The sequence below is a fragment of the Streptomyces sp. NPDC050619 genome (genome assembly GCF_040654815.1).
Taxonomy (GTDB): domain Bacteria; phylum Actinomycetota; class Actinomycetes; order Streptomycetales; family Streptomycetaceae; genus Streptomyces.
This window is the reverse complement of the sequence record NZ_JBFAIR010000035.1, coordinates 91683-112542: the sequence shown is the minus strand read 5'-3', so window position 1 is coordinate 112542 and position 20860 is coordinate 91683. Positions and strand designations below refer to the sequence as shown.

The window sequence follows — 20860 nt, the reverse complement described above, 5'->3', positions numbered from 1 at the left end:
CCGTGCATCGCCCGTCGCCCCCCTCACAGTCTGAAATGTCCATCCCCGGCGCCGAAGTGCGTGGCGCAGCCCCTGTCGGGACGATACACCAGTCTCGTCACTCAGGGACATAGTTCCTCTACGCTCCGTGACGACCAGCGGTGATGCGGGCACGGACCGCGTCCGGAGGATTGCGGAGGGTACCGGAAGCGGATTGCGCGACTGTTGCGCCCGCCGCGCGGATCGCGCGCGTGGGGCTCAACCCGCGGGCGTCACGCGCCGGTTGCGCCCGTAGTAAGGATCACGTTGCGCAGCGGCTCCCGGTTCACAAATCGATGCAACTGGTCCACCAGCAGCCGCTTGGCGCGCGGCAGGAACGCCGACGTGGGCCCTCCGACATGGGGGCTGACGAGCACCCCGGGCGCATGCCACAGCGGGTGCCCCGGGGGCAGCGGCTCGGGGTCGGTGACGTCGAGGGCGGCCAAGATGCGGCCGCTGTCCAGTTCGGCGAGCAGCGCCTTGGTGTCGACGACGGCTCCGCGGGCGACGTTGACCAGGAGCGCGCCGTCCTTCATACGGGCGAGGAAGTCGGCGTTCGCCAGGTGACGGGTCGTCTCGGTGAGCGGTGTGACGAGGACGACGACGTCCGCCTCCGGCAGCAGGGAGGGCAGTTCGGTGAGTGGGTGCACCGGTCCGCGCGCCGTGGTGCGCTCGGAGCGCGCGACGCGCGCCACCCGCGCGACCTCGAAGGGAACGAGCCGGTCCTCGATCGCGGATCCGATCGACCCGTACCCCACGATGAGAACGTTCTTGTCGGCCAGCGCGGGCCGGAATCCGCTGAGCCACTCCCCCCGGTCCTGGCCGCGGACGAAGTCGGGGACGCCGCGCAGCGAGGCGAGGATCAGCGTGAGCGCGAGTTCGGCGGTGCTCGTCTCGTGCACGCCTCGCGCGTTGCACAACAGCACGCCCTCAGGCAGGTACTTGAGGCCCGACTGCACGTGGTCGATGCCCGCCGACAGCGTCTGCACGACCTGGACGGAGCCGAGGTGGGGCAGCGGACGCTGTCCGACCTCGACGGGCTTCATGTAGGGGACGACGTAGAACGCGCAGTGGGCCGGATCCGCGGGGAAGTCCTCGCCGCCGTTCCAGTAGCGGTAGTTCGGGCCCTCGGGAAGCCCTTCGATGTCGGCCGGCGGGATGGGGAGCCACACGTCAGGAGTCATGCTCGCAGTCATGGTCAGGAGGCTATGTCAGGCACTGTCGGCGGCAGAGGTTAGGTTGGGGGGCCAGGAGAGGGAGGGTCACGAGCAGGTGGAGCGCAGGACGATCGGCGCGGCGGCGCTCGCGGTGGGAGCCGTCGGACTCGGCTGCATGCCGATGAGCTGGGCGTACAGCGGAACACGGCAGCGCGGCGAGGAGTCGCTCAGGGCCGTGCACCGGGCGCTGGACCTGGGCTCGACGCTCCTGGACACGGCCGACATGTACGGCCCGTTCACCAACGAGCTGCTGGTGGGGCGGGCGTTGAAGGAACGGCGCCAGGACGCCTTCGTGTCGACCAAGGTGGGCCTGCTGGTGGGCGAGCAGCACATCGTGGCCAACGGCCGCCCCGGCTATGTGAAGCGCGCCTGCGACGCGTCCTTGCGACGCCTGCAGACGGAGGTGATCGACCTCTACCAGCTCCACCGGGCGGACCCCGAGGTTCCGGTCGAGGAGACCTGGGGCGCGATGGCGGATCTCGTCCGGGCCGGAAAGGTACGGGCGTTGGGGCTGTGCGCGGTGGGTGCGCGGGGCGGTCGCCGGTCCGGCGGCCGGCTGCACGACGCGACGATCCGGCAGCTTCAGCGGGTGCAGCAGGTCTTCCCGGTGAGCGCGGTGCAGGCGGAGTTGTCGGTGTGGTCGCCGGAGGCGACGGAGGCGCTGCTGCCGTGGTGCGAGGCCCGCGGCATCGGATTCCTGGCCGCGATGCCGCTCGGCAACGGCTTCCTGACCGGCACGCTCACCCCGGGCGAGGGTTTCGAGCCAGACGACGTACGCGCCCGCCATCCCCGCTTCACCGCGGAGATGATGGCCGCGAACCAGCCGATCGTGGCCGGGCTGCGCCGCGTGGCCCGCCGCCACGGCGAGGACGTCACCCCGGCCCAGGTGGCGCTGGCCTGGGTGCTGGCCCAGGCCGGGCACGTGGTCCCGGTGCCGGGAGCCAAGCGGGAGCGCTGGGTGACGGAGAACGCACGGGCGGCGACCCTGCGGCTCACGCCCCAGGATCTCGCGGAGGTGGCGCAGCTGCCGGGGGCGCAGGGGTCGTGGGAGTGAAGATCACCGGGTCGTGGGAGTGAAAACGGGCGAGTTGTCGCAGAGTCGACGGTTCGGGGTTCGGTGATCGGGAACCTGTGAGGCGCGAGCGGTGTATGACAGGGAGAACCGCCGCGTCGAAGGGACCATGATCGTGCAACGTCGAGCTGTGTCGGCCGTGTTGGCCGCGGCCGCGCTCCTGTGGACGGCCGGCTGCTCCTCCGACGGCGGAGGATCGTCGGGCGGCGAGAAGAGCGTCTCCCCCGGTGGAAGCGGTGCGAGGGCGCAGTCGTCGCCCTCGCAGCAGGCCGCCGATGCGACCCCGCCCGCCAAGGGCTCGGTGAAGGTGCTCCGTACCGTAGCCGAGGATCTGAACACGCCCTGGGGCCTCGCCCCGCTCCCGGACGGCGGCCTGCTCGTCTCCTCCCGGGACGAGGGCACGATCACGCGGGTCGACGAGCAGTCGGGCAAGAAGACCGAGCTGGGCGAGGTGCCGGGGGTGTCACCGGCCGGCGAGGGCGGCCTGCTGGGCATCGCCCTCTCCCCGGACTACGCCTCGGACCACATGGTCTACGCCTACTTCACCTCGGCCTCGGACAACCGCGTCGTCCGCATGCTGTACGACGAGAAGAAGCCGTCCGGCGAACAGCTGGGCGCGCCCGACACGATCTTCAAGGGCATCCCCAAGGGCTACGTCCACAACGGCGGCCGGATCGCCTTCGGCCCGGACAAGATGCTGTACGCGGGCACCGGCGAGAGCGGTGAGGGGGGCCTGTCCCAGGACATCAAGTCCCTGGGCGGCAAGATCCTGCGGCTGACCCCGGAGGGCGAACCGGCTCCGGGCAACCCGTTCCCCGACTCCCCGGTGTACTCGTACGGCCACCGCAATGTGCAGGGCCTCGCCTGGGATGCCGAACAGCGCCTGTTCGCCGCGGAGTTCGGCCAGGACACCTGGGACGAGCTGAACGCGATCAAGCCGGGCGACAACTACGGCTGGCCGGACGCCGAGGGCAAGTCGAGCGATTCCACGTTCCACAACCCGGTGGCCCAGTGGGGCACGGACGAGGCCTCGCCGAGCGGCATCGCCTACGCCGAGGGTTCCGTCTGGATGGCCGGCCTGAAGGGCGAGCGCCTGTGGCGCATCCCGCTCAACGGCACGGAGGCCTCGGCCGACCCGCAGGCCTTCCTCCAGGGCGAGCACGGCCGGCTGCGCACGGTGGTGTCGGCCGGCGGCGACAAACTGTGGCTGGTGACCAGCAATACGGACGGCCGGGGTGCCCCCAAGGACGGGGACGACCGGATTCTGGAGGTGCAGGTCAGCTAGCCCTGGCCCGCGCTCCGCCAGCTCTGGCTCTCACTCCGCCGGGGAGGCGTCCTCGTCCGGCTCCTCAGGTGCCGCCGACCGTACGACGACCCTTCCGGACTCGAGATCTATCGGCCCTCGCCCGGGATCACCGTCGCCGACGTCCTCCCGGGTGAGCTCCAGCCGGTTCTGTTCGTCACGGGTGTGCTTGCGGCCGGGTGCGAACAGTTCTTCGAACATGTTGAACACGGCGCCTCCCTGCCGATCCCTGACAGCGTACGCCTCACCCCGCCGACGAACCCTGGGCAGAGTCGGCCGTGAACAGTCCCATCCGATGCGCCACCGCCGCCGCCTCTCCCCTCCCCGAGACGCCCAGCTTGCCCAGGATGTTCGACACGTGGACGCTCGCGGTCTTCGGGGAGATGAAGAGTTCCTCGGCTATCTGGCGGTTGGTGCGGCCGGCGGAGACCAGACGCAGGACGTCGCGTTCCCGGCCGGTGAGGCCGAGGGCCCGGGCCGGGTCGTCCGGCCTGCCGGTCGGGGCGCCGGTCAGGGTGAGGCGGGCGCGCTGGGCGAGCCGGGTGACGGATTCGGCGAGGGGGCGCGCGCCGAGGTGTTCGGCGACGGCGTGGGCGAGCCGGAGCAATTCCGTGGCCCGGGCGCGCTCGGGCTCGCCGCCGCCCGCCAGCAGGGCCTCGGCCAGCCGGTACCGCACGCGGGCGAGGTCGTAGGGCTGCTCCAGGGATTCGAAGGCGGTGACCGCCTCCGACCACAGCTCGGGGGTGTCCTGGCCCTCCGCGCGGCGGACCTCTGCGCGGACCCACTTCTCGACGGCGAGCCAGACGGGCGCGCCCGTGGTGAGCTTCTTCGCGGCCCCGAGAACGCGGTCGAGGGCGGCGGCCCGGCCCTGCTCGGCGGTGGGCAGGCCGCGTGCGTCGGACTCGGCGAGGGCGGCGGCCAGCAGGACCGACCAGCTGTAGCGCTGGGTGCCGGGCGGGAAGCCGGCGTCGAGGACGCGTTCCAGTTCGGCACGGGCGTCGAGCAGGCGGCCCTCCGCGGCGGCCATGCCGATGGCCAGACGGGTCATCGGCAGCGCCGCTTGCGGCATCGGGTCGTGGGTGCCGTAGTACGTCCGGGCGGTGGCCAGGTGGGCGGCCGCCCCGGCGACCTCACCCCGGGCGAGGGCGAGATTGGCCAAGCGCCGCGCGCCGGCGGCCTGGGGCCTGGCGCTGTGTCCGACCCGCAGCGCGTTCGCCGCGGCCTCGGCGGCGGCATCCCAACGGCCCAGTGAGTACAGCGAGTCGGAGAGGTTGCCCCACACCCATGCCTCGGAGTCCAGCTGGCCGAATCTGCGGGTGAAGGTGATCCCTTCCTCCAGAATCCGGACCGCTTCCCGGCTGCGGCCGACTGCCTCCAGTTCCGAGGGCAGGTTCACATGGGCGCGGCCCGCCACAGAGGTCACGCCCTCCGCGAGCGCCCGTTCCTTGACCTCGTACATCTCCGCCAGCCCGGCTTCGACGTCGCCCGCGTCGACCATCAGGCCGCCGAGGGTGAGACGTGCGTTGAGTTCGATCTCGCGGGCGCCGACCATGCGCGCGTACGCCACCGCGCGTTCGGCCGCCGAGAAGGCGTCGGGGCCGGGTTCGTGCAGCATCACCCAGTTGGCCACGGTGGACAGCACCTCGGCGTGCACCTCGGACGGCGGCAGGCCGCGTACCAGGTCCTGGGCGGTGCCCAGTTCCCGCCAGCCGTCGCTGCGGGCCTGGGCCTGGACCAGCCGGGAGCGCTGGACCCAGAACCACGCGGCGCGCAGCGGGTCCGCCTCCTCGTCCACCAGCAGGTGCAGCGCCCGCTTGGTGATCTTCAGGGCGCGCTCGCGCTCCCCGCACAGCCGGCCCGCGACGGCCGCCTCGGCCATCAGGTCGAGGTAGCGCAGCGGGGCGGTGGCCGGATCGCAGCCGCAGGCAGGGTAGGCCTCGGCGCAGTCGACGGGGCGCAGCCGGGCGCGGACGTCCTCGGGGGCGGAGTCCCACAGCTCCATCGCCCGCTCCAGGAGCCGCAGTTGTTCGGAGTAGGCGTGCCGGCGGCGGGCGGTGACGGAGGCGTCCAGGACGGCGGGCAGCGCCTTGGCGGCGTCATGGGCGTGGTACCAGTAGCTGGCCAGGCGCATGACGCGCTCGCCGGCGGGGACGAGCGTGGGGTCGGCCTCCAGGGCTTCGGCGTAGCGGCGGTTGAGGCGGGAGCGTTCGCCGGGCAGCAGGTCGTCGCCGACGGCCTCGCGGACCAGGGAGTGACGGAAGCGGTAGCCGTCGCCGCCGGGCGCGGCGAGCAGGATGTTGGCGCCGACGGCGGCCCGCAGTGCCTCGATGAGGTCGTCCTCGGCGAGTTGGGCGACGGCGGCCAGGAGCCGGTATTCGACGGTGGAGCCGCCCTCGGCGACGATCCGGGCGACCCGCTGGGCGCTCTCGGGCAGGCTCTCGACGCGGACCAGGAGGAGGTCGCGCAGGGAGTCGGTGAGGCCGGTGGCGCAGCCCTCGTGGGCGGAGACGGCGAGTTCCTCGACGAAGAAGGCGTTGCCGTCGGAGCGCTCGAAGATGTCGTCGACCTGGGCCGGTTCGGGTTCCTGGGCGAGGATTCCGGCGATCTGGCGGCCGACCTCGGCGCGGTTGAAGCGGCCGAGTTCGATGCGGCGGACGGTGCGCAGTCGGTCCAGTTCGGCGAGCAGGGGGCGCAGCGGGTGGCGGCGGTGGATGTCGTCGGAGCGGTAGGTGGCCAGGACGACGAGGCGGCCGGTGCGCAGGGTGCGGAAGAGGTAGGAGAGGAGGTGGCGGGTGGAGGCGTCGGCCCAGTGCAGGTCCTCCAGGGCGACGACTACGGTGCGGTCGGCGGCGACGCGCTCCAGCAGTCGTGCGGTGAGTTCGAAGAGGCGGGCCATGCCCTCCTCGTCGTGCCGGCCCGCGCCCGCCTCGCCCATCTCGGGCAGCAGCCGGGCGAGTTCCTCCTCCTGACCGGCGGCCGCGGCCGCGAGTTCCCCGGGCAGTTCGCGGCGCAGGGCGCGCAGGGCGGTGGAGAAGGGGGCGAAGGGCAGCCCGTCGGCGCCGATCTCGACACAGCCGCCCAGCGCGACGACTGCGCCGCGGCGGCAGGCGGCGGTGGCGAACTCCTCGACGAGCCGGGTCTTGCCGACGCCGGCCTCACCGCCGAGCAGTAACGCCTGCGGCTCTCCCCCAGTGCCGAAAGCCTGGGAGGTACCCCCAGCAGCAGCGCGGGCGAGCGCGTCGTTCAGCGTGTCCAGTTCGTCGGTGCGGCCGACGAACACGGGACTGACGGACCTGGTCTCCACGGGCCCGAGCATCGCACGCGGGTCCGACAGTGCGGCACTTGTTTTCGCGGGGAGGGCCGTCCGCGCGGGGGAGGGCAAGACCGTACGGCTGCCCTCCCCCGCTCCCCCGGCGCTCACGCGGCGCGCAGGAACCGGTGCCGGCGGGGCCGGCCGGTATCCGCCTCCCCCGCGGCGGCGTGGCGGGCGGCTTCGCGGCGGGCGGCACGGCGGCCGCGGACGGCCTCGCGGACCAGCCGCTCGTGCTCGGCCTGGCGGATCAGGTCGGCGGAACGGAACTGGGAGAACTTGTACTCGTACATGGTGTGTCCCTGGTGAGAGGTCGGTTTCGGGCTTCGCTCGTTGCGATGCCTCAACCTTCGTCTCCCAGGGGGGTCCGCCACATCGGGAGAGTTCCGCATCTTCGGCGGCGGGCGGGGCCTTAGATGTGCGGGAGGGGCCTCAAGGAGATCCGTAAGGTGCTTACGGATGCCCTAAGGCCCCTCGGGACGTGCGGTGGTTCAGCTGGTGGACGGCAGGTCCAGCAGGATGCCGGTGTACTTGAGGACGGCCAGGAGCAGTCCGATGACGCCGAGCGCGACACCGCCCCAGGCGACCGACTTGATCCACACGGCCTGCGGCTTGCCGGGCGCTCCGAACGCGGGCCGGGCGAGGACGACGACGCCGACGACCAGCGCGAGCAGGGCGAACAGGCCGCTCCACAGCGCGGTGGTCTGCCAGGCATCTCCGTAGACCTCCTTGACCTGCTTGGCGACGCTCGCGCTCGATGACGTCTGAAGCTGGCCGACGAGGGTCTCGCGGGCGGCGGCGACGGTGCCGATCCAGCCGCCGGTGAGCGAGACGAGGCCCAGACCGGCGGAGACGACGGCGCCCGCGCCCTGGCCGACGCCGGAGGGGCTCGCGTCCTCGTCCGCGGAGTCCGCGGAAACGTGGTCCTCGATGACGTCGTCGTCGGCCTCGGTGTCGTCGGCCGCCGTGTCGTCGGCCGTGACGTCGGTGTCGGTCGCCGTCGCCTCGTCGGTCTTGGTGAGGTCGGGGGTGCCCGTCTTCTCCTCGTCGGTCGTGGCCTCGGCGCCCGTGGCGGCACCGGTCTCGTCAACTGTCTTGGTTCCCATGTCCGGCACCGTACGGATCCTGTCTGAGAGGTTTCTTAATGATCGCTGTGAGCGGCACGCGCGCGTGCGTCCCGCCACTCGGGCGCGAGAATCGACCACACCTCGAGGTCGTGCCGCACACCACCATAGGGGTGGCTCTCCCGGCGCACTCCCTCCAGGGTCATCCCCAGCCGCCGGGCCACGTTCAGGCTGGGCGTGTTCCCCGCGGCGGCGATCCATTCGATCCGGTGGATGCCGCGCTGCTCGACCGCGAAGTCGATGAGCACCCGCATGGCCCGGGTGATCAGACCGCGTCCGGTGCCGGCGGGTTCCAGCCAGCAGCCGACCTCGCAGTTGCCGTTCTCCGCGTCGAAGTTCAGGAAGAGCACCCCGCCGACGAGCTTCCCGTCCAGCCACAGGCCGTGCAGGGAGGCGGTGTCGGCGGCGCGCAGGTCGGCGTACCGCTGGAGCATCTCCCGGGCGGACGCCACGTCCGTGGCCTTCTTGCCGAAGGGGATGAACCGGGTGATGAACTCGCGCCCCCGGTCCAGGTGGGCCAGGAACTCCTCGGCGTGCCACGGCTCCAGGGGGCGCAGTCGAGCTCCGTCGTCACCCAGAGATATCGCGTACATCCCGCTGCCGCTCCTTCGCCAGGACGTCCGCCATCTCGGCGTCCGTCGCGGCGGCCAGCCTCTCATGGGCGGCCCGGCACTCGGGCGGCTCGATGCTGATGCGTGGCATCCGGCGGTCCAGCCAGCGCGGCAGCCACCAGTTGGCGCCGCCCAGCAGGTGCATGAGGGCCGGCACAAGGAGCGTACGGAGCACGAAGGCGTCGAGGGCGACGGCGGCGGCGAGCGCGATGCCGAACATGGCGATCACCCGGTCGCCGCTGAGCACGAAGGCGAGGAAGACGGAGATCATGATGACCGCGGCGGAGTTGATCACCCGGCTGGTCTCGGCGAGGCCGACGCGCACGGCCCGCCGGTTGTCGCCGGTCTCCAGCCACTCCTCGTACATCCGGCTGACCAGGAAGACCTGGTAGTCCATGGAGAGCCCGAACAGGACCGACACCATGATCACGGGGAGGAAGGGCTCGATGGGCCCGGCTCGGCCCAGACCCAGCAGCTCGCTCCCCCAGCCCCACTGGAAGATCGCGACGACGACCCCGAAGGCGGCGGCGACGGCCGCGACGTTCATCGCGGCGGCCTTCAGGGGGATGCCGATGGACCGGAAGGCGAGCAGGAGCAGCAAGCAGCCCAGGCCGATGACGACGCCGACGAACACGGGCAGCTTGCCGACGATGACGTCGGCGAAGTCGTCGTAACCCGCTGTCACGCCGCCGACCTGCACGTCGAGCGAGGTGCCGGTCTCGGCGCGCGGCAGCACCTCGGTGCGCAGCCGGTCGACGAGGTCGCTGGTCTTCTGGGACTGCGGGGACGACTCCGGGACGATCGTGAGGTACGCCGTGTCCCCGCCGGCGTCGTACGTCACCGGTGTCGCCGACGCGACCCCCTCGGTCGTGCGGATGGTGGCGGCGAGGTTGTCGAGGACGAGCTTGTCCTCGGCTCCGTGGACCTCGGTGACGAGGGTGAGCGGACCGTTCACACCGGGCCCGAAGCCGTCGGCGAGGAGGTCGTACGCCTGCCTCGTGGTCGACGAACCGGGGTCGTTGCCCTGGTCGGAGGTGCCCAGGCGCAGCCCCAGGGTGGGCAGGGCGAGGACCGTGATGACGGCCAGGGCGAGGGCGCCGAGCACCTTGGGATGGCGCTCCACGAACGCCGACCAGCGCGCGGCGAACCCGGTCGGCAGCTCGGGCTGCGGCCCGTGCTCCACGAGGCGGCGCCGCTCGCGCCGGCTCAGGGCGCGCATGCCGATGAGGGACAGCAGGGCGGGCAGCAGGATCACGGAGGCCGCGACCGTCAGCACGACGGTCAGCGAAGCGGCGATCGCGACGCCGTTGAGGAAGCTGAGCCTCAGGATCAGCATCCCCAGCAGGGCGATGCAAACGGTGGCACCCGCGAAGACGACCGCGCGTCCGGTGGTGGAGACGGCGTTCGTGACCGCCTCCGTCACGGACAGCCCGCGTTTGAGGCCGCGTCGGTGCCGGGTGACGATGAACAGGGCGTAGTCGATGCCGACGCCGAGCCCGATCAGCATGCCGAGCATGGGCGCGAAGTCGGCGACGGTCATGGCGTGCCCGAGCAGCACGATCCCGGCGTAGGCGGTGCCGACGCTGACCAGCGCGGTGGCGATGGGCAGCAGCGAGGCGGCGAGCGAGCCGAAGGCGAGGAACAGCACGAGCGCCGCGACGACCACGCCGACGACCTCGGCGATATGCCCGCCGGACGACTCGGTGAGCCCGATGGCGCTGCCGCCCAGCTCGACCCGCAGCCCGTCGGTCTGGGCGTCCTTGGCGGCCTCGACCACGCCCCGCGCCTCGGACGCGTCGATGGTCTCGGCCGGGTCGTCGAAGGTGACCGTGGCGTAGGCCGTACGTCCGTCCGCGCTGATCCGGGCCGCGCCCTGCTCGCCGTACGGGCCGGACACGGCGGCCACCCCGGGCAGGTCCTCGATCCTGTCCAGGGTGCGGATCATGGTCTGTTCGACGTCGGGGGCGCGGACGGTGCCGGTGGTGGTGTGCCAGACGACGGTGTCGCTGTCGCCGCCGAGGTCGGGGAAGCCGTCCCGCAGCAGCTGGGTGGCGTGGCCCGACTCGGTGCCGGGGACCTCGTAGTTGTTCGAGTAGGCGGAGCCGGTGACGGTGGCGGCCGCGGTCACTCCGCCGAAGGCGACGAGCCACAGGGCGACAACGACGAGCCGTCGTCGGACACACCAGCGCGCAAGGGCTGCCACGAACAAGCTCCCGGGAATGACGATTTATGGATCTTTGGCCGGGAACAGTCGTCCATGAAGCGTCATGATGTGAACGGCCCGCAAAGAACGCATGAGTAACGTGAAGCCACTCTTGCAGGCGGAAAAGATCGTTTGCCGCGTTCGTGGGTTTATTCACAGGAGTGCGAGGCAGATCACAGGACAGTAACGGGCACTCTGTCACCTCAGTCGAACTGGTCGCCCACCGCCATCACCATGGCCCCCGCGATCAGCAGCCACAGGGCCCGCCGGGTGCGCCCACGGGACCCGAGGACCGCCGCCAGCGCACAGACGGTGGCGCCGGCCGCATAGGCGGCCGGGACGACTGCCGGCGCGGAACCGGTGAAGCGGAGCGTCGACGCCGCGAGGCCCACCAGGGTCAGCAGCGCTCCCGTCGCGACCGCCGTCCAGCGAGCCCGCCGCGCGTCCCGCACCCGGTCCGCGAAGTCCTCCTGGATCTCGGCTGTCTCGGAATCCGCTCGTCCGCTCATGGCGGGCGAGCGTAGCGCGTTCCGCTGAGAAATCCGGGTGCGAGCGCATAACCCGGCTGCTAGCGTCCCGGCGTCCGGCGTTCCCGGCACATCGCCGCCGACCGAAGCAGGTGCATTGAATGAGGGTCCGACCGAGCTCCTACGCATCTCTTTCCTCTACGCAGGACTCAAGGAGCCCGTTCACCGATGTCCGACATCACATCAAGGACCCCGCACGACGACCTCGCTAGCCGCCTGACCCACCCCCGCTACCCGCGCAGCAACCGCTACGACGCCCGCTGGACCATCGAGAACCAGATGGGCCCGCACGCGCTGTGGCTGCTGGAGTGGCTGGCCCCCGCCCTCGGCCTGGACGCGCTGCCCGCCGGCGCCCGGGTCCTGGACCTCGGCTGCGGACGCGCGATGACCTCGGTCTTCCTGGCCAAGGAGTACGACCTCCAGGTCACCGCGGCCGACCTGTGGATCAAGCCCGACGAGAACGCCCCGCGCATCGCGGAGGCCGGCGTCGCCGACCGCGTGCTGCCCGTGTTCGCCGAGGCGCACGACCTCCCGTTCGGCGAGGGCACGTTCGACGCCATCGTCTCCATCGACGCGTACCAGTACTTCGGCACCAACGATCTCTATCTGCCCACGCTGACCCGGCTGCTGAAGCCGGGCGGGCGGATCGGGGTCGTCGTACCGGCGCTGCGGGACGAGCCGGAGGGCACTCAGCCGCCCGCGCATCTCGAGCCGTGGTGGGAGCCCGACTTCTGGTGCTTCCACTCCCCCGGCTGGTGGCGGCGCCACTGGACGCGCGGCGGGGCCGTGGAAGTCGAGGCGGCCGACTGGCTGCCGGATGGCTGGCGGGACTGGCTGCTGTGGTGCGATGTGGTCGCCGAGGAGAGTCCGGAGGAGTTCCACCGGCGCATGGCCCGTGAGGTCGGCGAGATGGTGCGCGTCGACGAGGGCCGCGCGCTGGGCTTCGTACGACTCGTCGGCCGCCGTCTGTGAGCTGACATGGTTCGGGGGGATGCACCGACCTACCGGTGCATCCCCCCGAATCGACTGCTCAGCCCTCGCTGACGCCCAGCTTCTGAAGGATCAGCTCCTTGACGCGGGCCGCGTCCGCCTGGCCGCGTGTGGCCTTCATGACGGCGCCGACCAGGGCGCCGGCCGCGGCCACCTTGCCGCCGCGGATCTTGTCCGCGATGCCGGGGTTGCCGGCGATGGCCTCCTCGACGGCGGTGGTGAGGGCGCCCTCGTCGGAGACGACCTTCAGACCGCGCTTGTCGACGACCTCGTCCGGGGTGCCTTCGCCCGCGAGGACGCCTTCGATGACCTGACGGGCCAGCTTGTCGTTCAGGTCGCCGGAGGACACCAGCTTGCTGACGCGGGCGACCTGCTCCGGCGTGATGGCCAGTTCGTCGAGCGTCCGGCCCGACTCGTTGGCGCTGCGGGCGAGTTCGCCCATCCACCACTTGCGGGCGGAGCCGGCGTCGGCACCGGCGTCGATCGTGGCGACGATCGCCTCCAGCGCGCCGGCGTTGAGGATCGCCTGCATCTCGGTGCCGCTGACGCCCCACTCCTCGCGCAGGCGGTTGCGGCGGACCAGCGGCAGCTCCGGCAGCGCGGAGCGGATCTCCTCGACCCACTCGCGCGTCGGGGCGACCGGCACCAGGTCGGGCTCCGGGAAGTACCGGTAGTCCTCGGCCTCCTCCTTCACGCGGCCCGAGGTCGTCGACCCCGTGTCCTCGTGGAAGTGCCTGGTCTCCTGGATGATCGTGCCGCCGCTGTTCAGCACGGCCGCGTGCCGCTGGATCTCGAAACGGGCCGCGCGCTCCACGGAGCGCAGCGAGTTCACGTTCTTCGTCTCGGACCGCGTGCCGAACTTCTCCCGGCCGTGCGGGCGCAGCGACAGGTTCACGTCGCAGCGCATCTGGCCCATCTCCATCCGGGCCTCGGAGACGCCGAGTGCCTTGATGACCTCGCGCAGCTCACGGACGTACGCCTTGGCCACCTCGGGAGCGCGCTCGCCCGCGCCTTCGATCGGCTTGGTGACGATCTCGATGAGCGGGATGCCGGCGCGGTTGTAGTCGAGGAGCGAGTGCGAGGCGCCGTGGATACGGCCCGTCGCGCCACCGACGTGCATCGACTTGCCGGTGTCCTCCTCCATGTGGGCGCGCTCGATCTCCACGCGGAAGGTCTCGCCGTCCTCCAGCTGCACGTCGAGGTAGCCGTTGAAGGCGATCGGCTCGTCGTACTGGGAGGTCTGGAAGTTCTTCGGCATGTCCGGATAGAAGTAGTTCTTCCGGGCGAAGCGGCACCACTCGGCGATCTCGCAGTTCAGCGCGAGGCCGATCCTGATGGCGGACTCGACGCCGGTCGCGTTGACGACCGGGAGCGAGCCGGGCATGCCGAGGCAGGTCGGGCAGGTCTGCGAGTTGGGCTCGGCGCCCAGTTCGGTGGAACACCCGCAGAACATCTTGGTCTTGGTGCCGAGTTCGACATGGACCTCGAGGCCCATGACGGGGTCGTACGACGCCAGCGCGTCCTCGTACGACACCAGGTCGATCGTGGTGGTCACGGTGAAACTTCCCTCTCAGCCCAGCAGGACGTCGTCGTCGCCCAGCCGCTTCAGCTCGCGGTAGAGGATGGCGAGTCCGGTGACGATGGCGACGGCGGACACGGTGGCGTCGATCAGGACCAGCGTGTCCTTGTCGGCGCGGGCCTTCTTGAGCCGCTTGGCGACACCGATCGCGCCGAACGCGGTCCCGGCGATGGACAGGTACGTACCGGACTTGGACTTCTTGAAGCCCTTGGCCTTGGTCAGTGCGCTCACAGCGACGGAGCCTCCTCGATCAGCGGGTGCCCCCACTTTTCCACGAAGGCGGCCTCGACGGCGGCGCCCACCTTGTACAGCCTGTCGTCCTTCAGCGCGGGCGCGATGATCTGGAGCCCGACCGGCAGGTTGTCCTCCGGCGCGAGGCCGCAGGGCAGCGACATGGCCGAGTTGCCCGCCAGGTTGGTCGGGATGGTGCACAGGTCCGCGAGGTACATCGCCATCGGGTCGTCGGCACGCTCGCCGATCGGGAAGGCGGTGGTGGGCGTGGTCGGGGAGACGATCACGTCCACCTGCTCGAACGACTTCTCGAAGTCGCGCGTGATGAGCGTGCGGACCTTCTGGGCGCTGCCGTAGTACGCGTCGTAGTAACCGCTCGACAGGGCGTACGTGCCGAGCATGATGCGGCGCTTGACCTCAGGGCCGAAGCCCGCCTCACGGGTGAGGGAGGTGACCTCCTCCGCGGAGTGCGTGCCGTCGTCGCCGGTCCGCAGGCCGTAGCGCAGTCCGTCGAAGCGGGCGAGGTTGGAGGAGCACTCGGAGGGGGCGATCAGGTAGTACGCCGACAGCGCGAGGTCGAAGGACGGGCAGTCCAGCTCGACGATCTCCGCGCCCAGCTCCTTGAGGAGGGCGACCGACTCGTCGAAGCGCTGGATGACGCCGGCCTGGTAGCCCTCGCCGCGGAACTGCTTGACCACGCCGACGCGCATGCCGGCGACGCTGCCGTTGCGGGCGGCTTCGACGACCGGCGGGACCGGGGCGTCGATGGAGGTGGAGTCGAGCGGGTCGTGCCCGGCGATGACCTCGTGCAGCAGCGCCGCGTCCAGGACCGTACGGGCGCAGGGTCCGCCCTGGTCGAGGGAGGAGGAGAACGCGACCATGCCGTAGCGGGAGACCGCGCCGTACGTCGGCTTCACGCCGACCGTGCCGGTGACGGCGGCCGGCTGGCGGATGGAGCCGCCGGTGTCGGTGCCGATGGCGAGCGGGGCCTGGAAGGAGGCGAGCGCGGCGGAGGAACCGCCGCCGGAGCCGCCGGGGATCTTGGTGAGGTCCCAGGGGTTGCCGGTCGGGCCGTAGGCGCTGTTCTCCGTCGACGACCCCATGGCGAACTCGTCCATGTTGGTCTTGCCGAGGATGACGACGTCGGCGGCCTTCAGCTTCTTGGTGACGGTCGCGTCGTACGGCGGGATCCAGCCCTCGAGGATCTTCGAGCCGACGGTCGTCGGGATGCCCTCGGTGGTGAAGATGTCCTTGAGCGCGAGGGGAACGCCGGCCAGCGGACCGAGCTTCGCCCCCTTGGCCCGCTTCGCGTCGACGGCGCGGGCCTGGGCCAGGGCGCCCTCGCGGTCGACGTGCAGGAAGGCGTGCACCTTCTCGTCGACGGCCTCGATCCGGGCCAGGTGGGCCTCGGTGACCTCGACCGCGGTGAGCTCGCCGGAGGCGATCTTCGCGGCGGTCTCGGCGGCCGTGAGCTTGATGATGTTGACGTTGTCCGTCATGCGGTTAGTCCTCCCCCAGGATCTGCGGCACCTTGAAACGCTGCTGCTCCTGGGCCGGGGCGCCGGAGAGCGCCTGCTCGGGGGTGAGCGACGGACGGACCTCGTCCGCCCGCATGACGTTCGTCAGCGGGAGCGGGTGCGAGGTCGGCGGTACGTCTTGGTCGGCGACCTCACTGACGCGGGCGACCGCGCCGATGATGTCGTCCAGCTGTCCCGCGAAGTGGTCGAGTTCTTCGGGCTTCAGCTCCAGACGCGCCAGCCGAGCGAGGTGGGCGACCTCCTCGCGCGTGATGCCAGGCATGCAGCGATCCTCTGGGGTGAGTGCGTGTGGTTTGGGGCCAATCCTATGGGGCGGGGGCCCCAGCCCGTTAAACGGTTTCCCAGCGACCGTCCCAGCACCTCGTAGGCCGTACGGCGGCGAGGGGTCACTCGGCGGCCGGCAGCGCCGCCCGCGGCCGCTGCCAGCCCCGGGATCCCCGCGCCCGCAGCCACGCCGTCGTCTCCTCCGGCGGCATCGCGGCCGCGACCAGCCAGCCCTGTACGGCGTCGCAGCCGAGGTCGCGCAGTCGCTCCCAGGTCTCGTCGTCCTCGACGCCCTCGGCGACGACTATGAGCCCGAGGGAGTGCGCCAGGTCCACGGTGCAGCGCACGATCTCCGCGTCCTCGTTGTCGACGGCCAGCCGGGCCACGAACGAGCGGTCGATCTTCAGCTCGCTCACGGGCAGCCGACGCAGGTGCACCAGCGAGGAGTAGCCCGTGCCGAAGTCGTCCAGGGACATCTTCACGCCGTGCCCGGTCAGTCCGGCGAGGGTGTCGGCGGCGCGCTGCGGGTCCTCCAGCAGCACGTGTTCCGTTATCTCCAGCTGGAGTGCGCCCGCGGGGACGCCGTGGCGGGCCAGCCGGGCGGCCACCGATCCCGCGAAACCGGGTGTGTGGACATCGCGCGGGGAGACGTTGACCGCGACGGGCACGAACAGTCCCTGGGCGCGCCATTTGGCGACCTGGCCGAGGGCCGTGTCCAGGACGTACTCCGTGAGATGGGGCATCAGCCCCGACGACTCGGCGATGGCGATGAACTCGTCCGGCGGGACCTTGCCCCGCTCGGGGTGCACCCAGCGGACCAGGGCCTCCAGGCCGGCCACCTGTCCGTCGAAGCGGACCTTGGGCTGGTAGTGCAGCTGGACCTCGTGCGCGTCCAGGGCCCGGCGCAGATCGCCGAGCAGTCCGAGCCGGTCCGGTGTGTTCGAGTCCCGCTTGGACTCGTAGACCTCGACGCCCGTACGGTCCCGCTTCGCCTGGTACATCGCCACGTCCGCCCGGCGCAGCAGCCCCTCGGCGTCGAGGGCGTGGTCGGGGAAGACGGCGACTCCGGCGCTGGCCTCCAGCACGAGGGTGAGGCCATCGAGGTCGAGCGGGGAGCTGAGCGCGGCGACGAGGCTGCGGGCGACCCGGGTCGCGGAGGTCGTGGAGTCGGCGACCGGCAGTAAGACGGCGAACTCGTCCCCGCCGAGCCGGGCGGCTTCCGCACCGCGCGGCAGCGCCAGTCGGAGCCGGTCGGCTATCTGGAGGAGCAGCCGGTCACCGGCCAGATGCCCCAGCGTGTCATTGACCGACCGGAAACGGTCGAGGTCGATCAGCATCAGGGCGGCGCGGGCGTCGATGCGCTCGGCGTCGTCCAGGGCGGTCCAGATGCGCTCCAGCAGCCACTGGCGGTTGGGCAGCCCGGTCAGCGGATCGCGCAACTGCTCCTCCGCCCGGGCCCGGGCTATCCACAGGGTGGAGTCGAGGGCGATGAGGGGGATGGCGAACAGCGGCAGCAGGATCGGCTTGGCGATGGCGACCACGCAGACCAGGGGGGCGATGCCGAGCAGCGCGACCGCGACCAGGCCCTGTCTGACCAGGGCGGTGCGGGCGACGGTGGGCAGGCCGCCGGTGCGGGGGGCGTGCAGATACCAGCCCAGGGTGCGGGTGACCGCGAGATAGGCGATGGCGACCAGCACCACCTCGGGGCCGGTGTACACCGACCAGGTGGCGGGGTCCCAGGGGGTCTCGACGGACGGCACCCGGCCGAACGCGCCCAGCAGCAGGGCCCCGGCGCCGATGCCGAGGATGTCGACCGCACCGCCCAGGACGCCCTGCCGCCAGCGGTTGCGGCGGGCCACGCCGACCAGCAGGACGACGGTGAGGCTGACCATTCCGGCGGCCAGCCAGCCGTACAGCAGCAGGACGGCGAGGGTGAGGGCGGCGCCGGAGCCGGTGCCGCCCCACCAGCGGGCGCGGCCGAGCGCGACCAGGTGGCCGACGATGATGCCGGTCAGCAGGGCCAGGGACCAGCCCACGGTGCCGGACGGGAAAAGCGCGTGGCCACCGGTGAAGGCCCGGTAGAAGCCGGCGCCCAGCACGAATCCGGCGGCCGCGACGACCGCCGCGGGCAACGCGGGCCAGGACAGGTGCCGTTCCGACTCGGCCCCGGGCAGGCCGGGGGCGTGATCGGTCGTGCGGTGCGGTGCGCCGCGGCCGTCGGCAGCCGTGTAGTGTCCGGCGGCGTACGGTCCCGTGGCGCGCCCCCCCCGCGCCCGGACGCGCCGAAGGCCGCACGGCCCGCCGGTTCTCCCACCATGCGCCGACCATCCGGCGCAGGGGCAGCCGTGAGTCCGGAGCGGCGCTCTCGGTCGGTTCCATTCCCGTCCCTCTCACAGCCGGCGGTGCCCACGCCACGCGGCCCGTCGCCCGACAACCGTCAACGGCACCGCGTTGGAAAAAACCCTTCCCCTTTTGTTCCCCAAGGGCCCTGCGGGAACAAAAGGGATGCCCCGACCGCAGCTGGGCACGGCAGGCGCACATCTCAACAGTAGGCCGCGGAAGGCTTCCACGGGCACCGGTCGTCGACGGTTGCCCGAATGCACCCCGGCCACCCATATGCATCTGGTATGCGCCGATCGGGTGGCCTTCAACCGCTACTCGCGCTACTCCTGCGCCGGAAGCGCGACTTCGGTCGCCGCCTCGGGGCCCTGTTCCAGCAGGACGTTGAAGCCGTCCTCGTTCAGCACGGGCACCTTGACCTGCATCGCCTTGTCATACTTCGATCCAGGGTTGTCACCCACAACGACGAATGACGTCTTCTTCGAAACCGAACCGGTCACTTTCGCACCACGGGTCTGTAGCGCCTCCTTGGCGCCGTCCCGCGTGAAGTGTTCGAGGGTGCCGGTGACGACGACGGTGAGTCCTTCGAGCGGACGCGGGCCCTCGTCCTCACCGGAGCCCTCCTCCTCCATCCGGACGCCGGCGGCCTTCCACTTGCGGAGGATCTCCTGATGCCACTCTTCGGCAAACCACTCTTTGAGTGATTTCGCGATGATCGGGCCGACGCCGTCGGTGTTGGCCAGCTCCTCCTCCGAGGCCTGCTCGATGCGGTCGACCGAGCGGAACTCGCGGGCCAGCGCCTCGGCGGCGACCGGACCGACGTGACGGATCGACAGACCCGTGAGGACGCGGGCCAGCGGGCGCTGTTTGGCGGCCGCGATGTTCTCCAGCATGGCGAGCGCGTTCTTCTTCGGCTCGCCCTGCTGGTTGGCGAAGACGGTGGCGACCTTCTCCTCGCCGGTCTTCGGGTCGCGCTTGGGCAGGCCGCTGTCCTGGTCGAGGACGTACGCCTTGATGGGCAGCAGCCGATCGATGGTGAGGTCGAACAGGTCGCCCTCGTCGAGCAGCGGCGGTTCGGCGGGCTCCAGCGGCTTGGTGAGAGCCGCGGCGGCGACGTAGCCGAAGTGCTCGATGTCCAGCGACTTGCGGCCCGCGAGATAGAACAGGCGCTCGCGCAACTGGGCCGGGCAGGTGCGGGCGTTCGGGCAGCGCAGGTCGATGTCGCCTTCCTTCATCGGCCTGAGCGGTGTGTCGCACTCGGGGCACTTCGACGGCATGACGAACGGCTTCTCGTTGCCGTCCCGCAGGTCGGCGACCGGGCCGAGGATCTCCGGGATGACGTCACCGGCCTTGCGCAGCACCACGGTGTCGCCGATGAGGACGCCCTTGGCCTTGACCACGTCCTGGTTGTGCAGGGTGGCGAACTCGACCTCCGAGCCGGCCACCGTGACCGGCTCGACCTGGGCGTACGGCGTGACCCGGCCGGTACGGCCCACGCCCACGCGGATGTTGATGAGCTTGGTGTTGACCTCCTCCGGCGCGTACTTGTACGCGATCGCCCAGCGCGGTGCGCGCGAGGTGGAGCCCAGGCGTCCCTGGAGCGGGATCTCGTCGAGCTTGACGACCGCGCCGTCGATCTCGAGCTCCACGGAGTGGCGGTTCTCCCCGAAGTACGCGATGAACTCCCGTACGCCGTCGAGACCGTCGACCACCTTGGAGTACCGGGAAGTGGGCAGGCCCCAGGTCTTCAGCAGGTCGTAGGCCTCGGAGAGGCGGGTCATGCCGTCGAAGCCCTCCAGGGCTCCGATGCCGTGGACGACCATGTGCAGCGGGCGGGTGGCGGTGACGCGCGGGTCCTTCTGGCGCAGTGAACCGGCCGCGGCGTTGCGCGGGTTGGCGAAGGGCTTGTCGCCGGCCTCGACCAGGCGGGCGTTGAGCTCCTGGAACTTCTCCATCGGGAAGTAGACCTCGCCGCGGATCTCCACGAAGTCCGGGATGCGGTCGCCGCCCTTGAGACGGTCCGGGATCTCCGCGATCGTGCGGACGTTGGGCGTGATGTCCTCGCCGGTGCGGCCGTCACCACGAGTCGCCGCGCGGGTGAGGCGGCCGTGTTCGTAGGTGAGGTTGACGGCGAGGCCGTCGACCTTGAGCTCGCACAGGAAGTGGTAGTCCTGCTGGCCCAGTTCCTTGGCGATGCGGTCCGTCCAGGCCGCGAGGTCCTCGTCGTTGAACGTGTTGTCGAGCGAGAGCATGCGCGAGCGGTGCTGGACCGCCGTGAAATCCGTCTCGTACGCCCCCGCGACCTTCTGCGTCGGCGAGTCGGGCGTGCGCAGCTCGGGGTGCTCCTCCTCCAGCGCCTCCAGGGAGCGCAGGAGCTTGTCGAACTCCGCGTCGCTGACGACCGGAGCGTCCTTCACGTAGTACCGGAAGCGGTGCTCCTCGATCTGCTCAGCGAGCTGCGCGTGCTTCTCCCGTGCCTCAGCGGGCACCGTCGTCTCCGCTTGCTTTTCGCCGGCCACCGTGTTGTCCTCCC

16 protein-coding genes and 1 pseudogene are annotated in these 20860 nt (G+C 71.2%); 3 read left to right on the top strand and 14 right to left on the bottom strand.

Translation table 11 applies throughout. The features are described from left to right. Positions 1-251: 251 nt before the first annotated feature. Positions 252-1202 (bottom strand): 2-hydroxyacid dehydrogenase, encoded by a 951-nt coding sequence (locus tag AB0I77_RS41070; protein ID WP_363287950.1) that lies wholly within the window; start codon positions 1200-1202, stop codon positions 252-254. 88 nt (positions 1203-1290) lie between these two features. Between AB0I77_RS41070 and AB0I77_RS41065 the strand changes: the two genes are divergently transcribed. Further along, positions 1291-2289 carry an aldo/keto reductase gene (locus AB0I77_RS41065; RefSeq protein WP_363287943.1) on the top strand — a complete coding sequence of 333 codons (999 nt, stop codon included), beginning with the start codon at positions 1291-1293 and terminating at the stop codon, positions 2287-2289. A 127-nt stretch (positions 2290-2416) separates the two neighbouring features. Continuing rightward, a complete protein-coding gene (locus AB0I77_RS41060; RefSeq protein WP_363287942.1) occupies positions 2417-3592 on the top strand; it encodes a PQQ-dependent sugar dehydrogenase in 1176 nt (391 codons plus the stop codon). Positions 3593-3622: 30 nt separating this feature from the next. Here the strand turns inward: AB0I77_RS41060 and AB0I77_RS41055 are convergent, their stop codons facing one another. From AB0I77_RS41055 to AB0I77_RS41025, 7 genes are all read right to left on the bottom strand, one after another. Next, complete coding sequence (locus AB0I77_RS41055) at positions 3623-3820, bottom strand: DUF6191 domain-containing protein (protein WP_363287941.1); 198 nt, start codon at positions 3818-3820, stop codon at positions 3623-3625. A gap of 34 nt (positions 3821-3854) precedes the next feature. Further along, a complete protein-coding gene (locus AB0I77_RS41050; RefSeq protein WP_363287940.1) occupies positions 3855-6926 on the bottom strand; it encodes an AAA family ATPase in 3072 nt (1023 codons plus the stop codon). Positions 6927-7027: 101 nt separating this feature from the next. After that, positions 7028-7213 (bottom strand): hypothetical protein, encoded by a 186-nt coding sequence (locus AB0I77_RS41045; protein WP_363287939.1) that lies wholly within the window; start codon positions 7211-7213, stop codon positions 7028-7030. 198 nt (positions 7214-7411) lie between these two features. Then, positions 7412-8026: a hypothetical protein gene (locus tag AB0I77_RS41040; protein WP_363287938.1), complete on the bottom strand. Its 615-nt coding sequence runs from the start codon at positions 8024-8026 to the stop codon at positions 7412-7414. A 35-nt stretch (positions 8027-8061) separates the two neighbouring features. Then, positions 8062-8637 carry a GNAT family protein gene (locus AB0I77_RS41035; RefSeq protein WP_363287937.1) on the bottom strand — a complete coding sequence of 192 codons (576 nt, stop codon included), beginning with the start codon at positions 8635-8637 and terminating at the stop codon, positions 8062-8064. Beyond that, positions 8615-10858, bottom strand: coding sequence for an MMPL family transporter (locus AB0I77_RS41030; protein WP_363287936.1), 2244 nt, complete (start codon positions 10856-10858; stop codon positions 8615-8617). Before AB0I77_RS41030 ends, AB0I77_RS41035 begins: the two co-directional genes overlap by 23 nt. Positions 10859-11061: 203 nt before the next feature. Then, complete coding sequence (locus AB0I77_RS41025) at positions 11062-11367, bottom strand: hypothetical protein (RefSeq protein WP_363287935.1); 306 nt, start codon at positions 11365-11367, stop codon at positions 11062-11064. 186 nt (positions 11368-11553) lie between these two features. On the opposite strand from AB0I77_RS41025, the gene AB0I77_RS41020 reads away from it, so the two are divergent. Then, complete coding sequence (locus tag AB0I77_RS41020; protein WP_363287934.1) at positions 11554-12357, top strand: methyltransferase domain-containing protein; 804 nt, start codon at positions 11554-11556, stop codon at positions 12355-12357. A 58-nt stretch (positions 12358-12415) separates the two neighbouring features. On the opposite strand, the gene gatB is transcribed toward AB0I77_RS41020, so the two are convergent. The 6 genes and pseudogenes from gatB to ligA form a co-directional block, all read right to left on the bottom strand. Then, positions 12416-13930, bottom strand: a complete 1515-nt coding sequence (gatB, locus tag AB0I77_RS41015) for an Asp-tRNA(Asn)/Glu-tRNA(Gln) amidotransferase subunit GatB (RefSeq protein ID WP_363287933.1) — start codon at positions 13928-13930, stop codon at positions 12416-12418. A 15-nt stretch (positions 13931-13945) separates the two neighbouring features. Then, complete coding sequence (locus AB0I77_RS41010; protein ID WP_053747884.1) at positions 13946-14185, bottom strand: hypothetical protein; 240 nt, start codon at positions 14183-14185, stop codon at positions 13946-13948. Continuing rightward, a complete protein-coding gene (gatA, locus tag AB0I77_RS41005; RefSeq protein ID WP_363287932.1) occupies positions 14182-15684 on the bottom strand; it encodes an Asp-tRNA(Asn)/Glu-tRNA(Gln) amidotransferase subunit GatA in 1503 nt (500 codons plus the stop codon). Before gatA ends, AB0I77_RS41010 begins: the two co-directional genes overlap by 4 nt. A 4-nt stretch (positions 15685-15688) precedes the next feature. Then, entirely contained in the window at positions 15689-15985 is a 297-nt protein-coding gene (gene gatC / locus AB0I77_RS41000; RefSeq protein WP_018531282.1) for an Asp-tRNA(Asn)/Glu-tRNA(Gln) amidotransferase subunit GatC, read from the bottom strand. 124 nt (positions 15986-16109) lie between these two features. Beyond that, positions 16110-18143 (bottom strand): annotated as a pseudogene (locus tag AB0I77_RS40995) (bifunctional diguanylate cyclase/phosphodiesterase); the annotation flags it as partial. A 507-nt stretch (positions 18144-18650) separates the two neighbouring features. Then, complete coding sequence (gene ligA / locus AB0I77_RS40990) at positions 18651-20846, bottom strand: NAD-dependent DNA ligase LigA (protein ID WP_363287931.1); 2196 nt, start codon at positions 20844-20846, stop codon at positions 18651-18653. Positions 20847-20860: the final 14 nt, after the last annotated feature.